This window comes from Butyrivibrio sp. (genome assembly GCF_024699075.1).
The window spans coordinates 1-7359 of the sequence record NZ_JAILQF010000267.1 but is presented as its reverse complement, the minus strand read 5'-3'; the positions used below and the strand labels follow the sequence as shown (position 1 = coordinate 7359).

Genomic DNA, 7359 nt, shown 5'->3' with positions numbered 1-7359 from the left:
TCTACGAAACTCCCACAATCCTCAAACATTCACAAATCCGCACTACGTGCTACTTTGCTCATGTTTGGCGGGTCATAAATTCATATTCGATTTCGAGCAAGCTCGAATCGAAATGACTTTTGACCCTTACGTCATAATATGCAAAAAATATGTATAAATTTTCATTTTTGTAGTATTATGTATTTACGCATCTTTAAGGCAATGACCATATTACAGTAATTGTACACTATTTAACAGCATTATCGGGATGTTTTTGTAAAAAGAAGGAAATTCCTTATTAACTGCCTAAGATAGTCAAATTGTAAGTAAAGCAGCATGTTTATAATGTGCGAAGTTTGAATTAAAAAAAGAGATGAATTGCCTTAAGATAAGTTATAATGTTGATAATAGTTTTAAATCGTTAAAACCACTAGAAGGGAACAGGAGGAACATATGGCAAGAAAGGTTTTTGATTTCAGTGCAGATGAAGATAACAGTAAGGAAACTAAAGATGTAAATCCTGTGACCTATAAGGTTTTTTATTCAGATGTTAAGATCCCAACCCCCAAGCAGCCAATAATGGTTCTTACCAATCCCGGCGGTGTATTTGAACATCATATAAGTGGTCACTTTATGGATCCTGCAAAGCGCACCAGCTTTTCATCAGATGATCCAAATGCCAAGGCTGATATAGTTAAGATAGATGCAAGATTCGTTGAATTTGTAAAGTGGCTTGGCTCAGGCAGGATAAGCGTAAGGCTCTCTGGCAAAAATGTCAGAGGCGGATTTGCCATATATAAGATAAGAGAGGTTGAGTCAGGAATATCTTCACAGCTTTCTGCTCAGGATGGCTTCCTTCAATATATGATATCAAGACTTCTTGACAGTCATATATCAGAAGAGGAGTTTGAAGCAGAAAGAAACGAGAATGAGGAAGAGGCTGATGATGACAGCATGAAGCTTACATCACTTCAGTCTATAACGGACTTTTTGAAATGTGCCGGCAAAACTTTTCCTTCTAATATAAGAAGCTGGGCTAGACGAAATCTTGCAGTAGCCAATTCTGAAGAAGTTTCAAGCGAAGAAAGGCGCCATGCTCAAAGGGCTCTTTCTACCATGATGAATATTCAGTGGAGAGATTCATATTTTGAATCGATCGATCCTGTAGAAGCAAGACGTATCCTTGATGAAGAACTTTATGGCATGGAGAATGTCAAGCAAAGGATCATAGAGACTATAATACAGATCAACAGGACTCACAAACTTCCTGCTTATGGAATTCTTTTGATAGGACCTGCAGGAACGGGTAAGTCTCAGATTGCATATGCAATAGCAAGAATCTTAAAGCTTCCCTGGGCAGCACTTGATATGAGCGCAGTTCATGACCCCGAGCAGCTTACAGGAAGTTCCAGAATATATGCTAATGCAAAGCCCGGATCTATAATGGAAGCTTTTTCAAGGGCGGGTCAGTCCAATCTTGTATTTATAATCAATGAGCTTGATAAAGCGGATAATGATTCATCATCAGGTAATCCTGCTGATGCGCTTCTGACTCTTCTTGATAATCTTGGCTATACAGATAATTACATGGAATGTATGATTCCTACAACAGGTGTATATCCAGTAGCTACTGCCAATGACAGAAGCAGGATATCAGATCCTCTTCTTACAAGATTTGCTGTAATAGAGCTTCCTGATTATACACATGATGAAAAGAGGACTATTTTCCTAAAATATTCTCTTCCAAGAGTACTCAGAAGACTTGGACTTAGTCAGAAAGAGTGCGTTGTATCCAAAGAGGCAGCAGATGTTGTTGTAGATCATTACAAGAATGTATCAGGAGTTAGAGACTTGGAGCAGGCAGCAGAGCATATGGCAGCTCATGCTCTGTATCTTATAGAGACAAGCGGTGTAAAGTCAGTCAAGTATGATGCCAAAACTGCTAAGGAGCTTATGGACTCATAAAAAAATATAAATAATATAGTATTAGTATAGGTACCCAAAACATATAATAGATAAGATGATTCACTAATTTAGGGAGTTTATTTATGAATATACAAATAGAAGCACACAATATGAAGCTTGCAGCACCAAAGCTTGCTGCAACGAGCGCAGATGATCGTAACAAAGCACTTTTAATGATAGCAGATGCGCTTTCCAAAAATAAAGAAGAGATATTTGCAGCTAATAACGAGGATATGGAGGCTGCAACTAGTGAAGGCCTTGCCCAGTCTATATTAAAGAGGCTTAAGTTTAATGACCAGAAGCTTTCAGATGCAATTGCCGGTATAAGACAGCTTGTAGAGCTTCCAGATCCAACAGGTAAGGTTCTTTTAAAAAGAGAACTGGATGAAGGACTTGTACTTACAAGAGTAAGTGTGCCGATAGGCGTTATAGGAGTTATCTTTGAAGCCCGTCCTGATGCCCTTGTTCAGATCGCATCATTATGTATTAAAAGCGGTAACTGCGCTATATTAAAAGGTGGCAAGGAAACAGCAAGGACCAACAAAGTGCTTTTTAATATAATAAAAGAAAGTGTAATTGAAGCAGGACTTCCCAAGGAATGCCTTCTCCAGGCCGAGCTCCACAATGAGATAGATGAGCTTCTTGCCTGCGATCAGGATGTGGATCTGCTGATCCCAAGAGGATCCAATAAATTCGTAAGACATATCATGGACAATACCAAGATACCTGTAATGGGCCATTCAAGTGGTATCTGTCATATTTATGTTGATGACAAAGCTGACCTTGAAGCTGCAATTCCTGTTATCATAGATGCCAAGATACAGTATCCTGCAGCATGCAATGCAGTAGAAACTATTCTTGTAAACAGGAAGATAGCAGGTGGATTCCTTCCAAAGCTCGCAAAGGCATTTACAGATAATTCTGTTAAGATAAGAGGAACAGGTGAAGTCTGTGATATACTAAGTAATATTGCAGATGTTGAGATCATGGGCGAAGATGACTTTGCTACTGAGTATAATGATCTTATAGTTTCTATAAAATTAGTAGATAATGTACAGGAAGCTGCAGATCATATAAACCGCTTCGGATCTCATCATACTGACTGCATTTTTACTACAGAAGACAAGGTTTCTGATTACTTTATGCAGATGGTTGATAGTGCAGGCGTATATTGTAACTGTTCTACTCGCTTTGCAGATGGATACAGATATGGATTTGGAGCAGAGGTTGGAATCAGTACAGGTAAGCTTCATGCAAGAGGACCGGTTGGTCTTGAAGGACTTGTGACTTATAAGTACAAGCTTATAGGAAATGGACATACTGTAGGTGATTATGCTTCTGGTCGTAAATCATTTCATCATAAGGATATAGATTTTTAAATTAAGATATGAAATATAAGAGACGGGTTAATTCTTTTTTCATAATGATAATAATGCTCTTGGTACTTCTATCCGGCTGCCGGAAAAGCGGTGAACAAGGGCAGGCTGCTGATAGCGAAAGTGTTTCTTCATCTTCAGGATCTTTTGATTCTGAAAATGAGGATGAGAGTCTGATGTTAGAAGGAAGCAGTGCTTCCGAATATGACTGGGAAGAAGAATTTTATAAGGGAATTTCATACTGGGCTCCAACACAATGGGACAAAGAGGAAGCTGATGATGGAGCTTCATTAAAGTATCTTGATACCCAAAGTCCTGATTACTTCCTTTTGGAGTATGATAATAATACATCTTTTACCAGTGAGGAAAGAGAAGATCCGCTTCTTTATGAGAATGCGCTTATAAATGGTGGATATGTAGATCCGAATTCAAGCCAGGGCGTAGCTGTAATGCTTGGCGATGGCCTTGCTTTTAAGGTGACAGGAAGCTATTCTATTGATGATATAAGCTATCAGGGAATTATATATTTTATACCTGTTGGAGATTATGGCACTATAGTAGCCAGTTTTATGCATGCTCAGGATGTGGATGACGAAAGCGATCATTCCTGCCTTGAGATGGTCATATCAACTTTAAAGATAGATGATGAATCTATCCCTGAAGACAGCAGGAATCTCGGAATAACCATGCTTGGTACTCTTCCTGTTACTCTTGTTGATGATGATAATTTCGTGATAACGGCAACTGCTATAACTAATGAAGGCATCAGCTTAAACATAGTTAATAATTCTGATGAAAAAAACAGTATAATGCTTCAGGAATTGTCAATAAACGGATATATGGTCGATGGAGCAATTAATTATGAATATGATGGGTTTGATTTTAGCAGCAGTAGTTTATATTTAGAGGGCGGAAAGCAACAAGAGGTGGTTTTGACCGCAGAAAATCTTGAAGAATATAATATTACAGATATAGGTAGAGTTGGAATTAAATTCTACTGCTATGATAGTTCATATAATACGTTTTATGATAGTGATTATTTGATTTTTGATACAGTAGAAGATTATGACAATGACAGCTATGCTACTTATGAAGCATCTGATGATATTGTGTATCAGGATGAAAATGTGGTTATCACATATGAAGGTATAACGGATTCTAATGCATGTTTTGGAATTAGAAGCCTTAAGAATGAAATTATAGATGTTTCCGGTAAGAAAGTTTCTGTTGATGGAGAGTTTGTATCAACGTCAGCATATGCTACTGTTTATCCTGATACGTTTTGCAGAATGAAATTAGAAAAGGCAGAATTTACTTCAGGATCTGAAATGCTTATATCTTTTCAAATTACTGTGAACAGCTCACGCTATAGCACCGACAACTGTTCCGTGAATCTGTAACAGCTATAGTCTTGATCAGTTTCAAGACGCAAACATTATCAGCTGCCCTGTATATTTTCTTTTATTACTATATGTTAGTAGTAAGGGAAAATATACAGGGCAGTTCTTTTTGGTAGTAAATATTTTCTATCCCTTGAAATATGGTTATCAGAGACAGCAAAAAAGTTTAATTGCCTCCTGTAACAGGAATAATTCAAGACTTAATTTTTCAACTTATTAATTTATTTAGAATCAATTTAAGTTCAATTTAGTATTGGGGGTTATCCTAGCTTTATCAAAAGAAGCAAGCTAAAGCCGATAATAATGTATCAAATACGATTGGCAGTTTAGTAGTTTATAAGATTAGAAAGGATAATCACAATGAAGAGAAAAACAGCAGCAATTCTTACAGGAATCGTTCTTACATTTTCAGCAGTAGTATCAGGATGCTCAAGCACAGATACATCAACTGCAGAAAGTACAACAGAAGAAGCGACAGAAGATACATCTGAGGAAGTAACTGTTGAGACAGATGGAGCAGAAGGCAGTAATAGTGAATCTATAGATGTAGCAGAAAACGGAGAAATACCTGATGGAGAGGCACCAACAGGTGACATGCCAGAGGGTGGCGCACCTGAAGGAGAAATGCCTGAAGGTGGAGCTCCAAACGGAGAAGCTCCTTCAGGAGATATGCCAGAGGGCGGTGGATTTGGCGGCGGTGCCAATACACAGACTTATGACTACGAAGGAGATATAAGCGGTACACTTGTAGCTGATGCAACAGAGGTTACTTCAGAAAGCGAAGAGATAGAATCAACAACAGCTGATGTTAATGTTGCTACAGCAATGAATGCAGGAACACTTACTATCAAGAACGGAACTCTTACAAAGTCAGGTGATGATGACAACGGAGATAATTGTAACTTCTATGGTATAAACTCAATCATCCTGTCTGTAAATGAAGGTTCAACATTATATATTTCAGATTCTGATCTTAGCGCAGATTCTACAGGATCAAATGCAATGTTCGCAACAGATTCAGGTACAATCTATGCTTATAACGATACGATCACAACTACATCAGATAACTCAAGAGGTCTTGATGCAACTTATGCAGGAACAATTGTTGCAGACAGCATGAACATTACTACAAATGGAGACCACTGCGCTACAATAGCAACAGACAGAGGCGGCGGATCTATTTCTGCTACTAACTCCACACTTTCAACAGCTGGTTCAGGATCACCTCTTCTTTATTCTACAGGAGATATAGAAGTTGATAATGTAATAGGTACAGCTTCGGGAAGCCAGATTGCAGGTATGGAAGGACTTAACACAATCCTTATCTACAATTCAGACTTAACATCTACTATTACTAAGGCTACAGCATCAGATCCTGTTGCTAATGCAGTTATCATATATCAGTCAACATCAGGTGATGCCGAGACAACTACAGGTGATACGGCTCTGTTCCAGGCTGTTGATTCATCTCTTACAAGTTCAATAGCAGAAGGATCATTCTTCTATGTAACTAATACAGATGCTACTATTTATGTAGAGAATACAGATATAAGCTATGATTCAAGTGCAGCTGATCTTCTTACAATAGAAGGTAATGATGCTAACAGCTGGGGTACAGCTGGTTCTAATGGCGGTGATGTAACATTCACAGCATCAGAACAGGTTCTTGAAGGAGATCTTGTAGTAGATACTATATCTTCAGTAGATTTTTATCTTCTTAATGGTTCAACATGGACAGGTTCAGCTGAGATAGAAGAAAATGCTGTTAATACAAGTGCTACAGATGCACCTATTACAATAAATGTAAGCTCAGATTCTACATGGGTAGTAACTGAAAGCTGCACTATAAGTGCTCTTAACGTAGAAGATGGCGGACAGGTTGTTGATGAAAAGGGTAATACAGTAACTATCATTGCAAATGGTGAGACAGTAGTAGAAGGTACAAGTGATATCACAGTTACAGTTGAAGGTTCTTATGGAACATCTGTAGAAACAAGTGATGCAAACGAAGAGTCCACAACTTACATCGACCGTACTGCATTTGATGAGTATTATGGCACATCAACAGATCTTGGAACTAATTCATAATTAAACTCCACAGAGGTACACTAAGCCCTGCTTTGGCTATATGCCAAGTGGGGCTTTTCTAATGTGTAAACTTTGGGTGAAAAATGCCTTCTTGGATTCATGTAATATGATTTCAGCACATAGAAATACATCCATTTTATGATATACTACAAAGGCACCAATAAGATTATTGCAAAAATGTTCGAAAAATAAAAAATAATCCGATATAATGGAGTAGTGTCAATTTTGTGGTGAAATAAAGATTTATGAGGTGGATAAGTTTTATGAAGATTTTAAGAAAAGTAGCAGTGACTCTGGCAGCAGTTTTATTTTGCAGTAGTTTAGTATCTATTACGTCATATGCAGGTGAGTATATTCTTTTCGAAAATCCGGAGGGTTTTGGATATTATTCTTATGCAGATATGTATCCTGATCTCTATCAGGCTTATGGTTATGATAAAAATCTTCTTTGGTCCCATTATGTTAATAACGGATATAGCGAGGGCCGAATTGCAATGGTAGACAGAAGGTCTATCCTTACTGTAGAGAATTTTGATGCTGCCCGTTATGCG

4 protein-coding genes and 1 pseudogene are annotated in these 7359 nt (G+C 37.9%); all 5 read left to right on the top strand.

Features of this window, described 5'->3' with window-relative positions:
* Nucleotides 1–432: 432 nt before the first annotated feature.
* Nucleotides 433–1944 (top strand): AAA family ATPase, encoded by a 1512-nt coding sequence (locus tag K6G87_RS11115; RefSeq protein WP_296837097.1) that lies wholly within the window; start codon nt 433–435, stop codon nt 1942–1944.
* Between the two features lie 83 nt (nt 1945–2027).
* On the top strand, nt 2028–3323 hold the full coding sequence (locus K6G87_RS11110; protein WP_296837094.1) for a glutamate-5-semialdehyde dehydrogenase: 1296 nt from the start codon (nt 2028–2030) through the stop codon (nt 3321–3323).
* Nucleotides 3324–3376: 53 nt separating this feature from the next.
* Complete coding sequence (locus K6G87_RS11105; protein WP_296837091.1) at nt 3377–4720, top strand: hypothetical protein; 1344 nt, start codon at nt 3377–3379, stop codon at nt 4718–4720.
* A gap of 360 nt (nt 4721–5080) precedes the next feature.
* Nucleotides 5081–6808 (top strand): adhesin, encoded by a 1728-nt coding sequence (locus tag K6G87_RS11100; RefSeq protein WP_296837088.1) that lies wholly within the window; start codon nt 5081–5083, stop codon nt 6806–6808.
* Between the two features lie 263 nt (nt 6809–7071).
* A pseudogene (locus tag K6G87_RS11095) lies at nt 7072–7359 on the top strand (hypothetical protein); the annotation flags it as partial.

Excerpts from the sequence above, each read along its gene's own strand:
- K6G87_RS11115 (WP_296837097.1), top strand. The coding sequence starts at position 433 with ATGGCAAGAAAGGTTTTTGATTTCAGTGCAGATGAAGATAACAGTAAG.
- K6G87_RS11110 (WP_296837094.1), top strand. The coding sequence starts at position 2,028 with ATGAATATACAAATAGAAGCACACAATATGAAGCTTGCAGCACCAAAG.
- K6G87_RS11105 (WP_296837091.1), top strand. The coding sequence starts at position 3,377 with ATGCTCTTGGTACTTCTATCCGGCTGCCGGAAAAGCGGTGAACAAGGG.
- K6G87_RS11100 (WP_296837088.1), top strand. The coding sequence starts at position 5,081 with ATGAAGAGAAAAACAGCAGCAATTCTTACAGGAATCGTTCTTACATTT.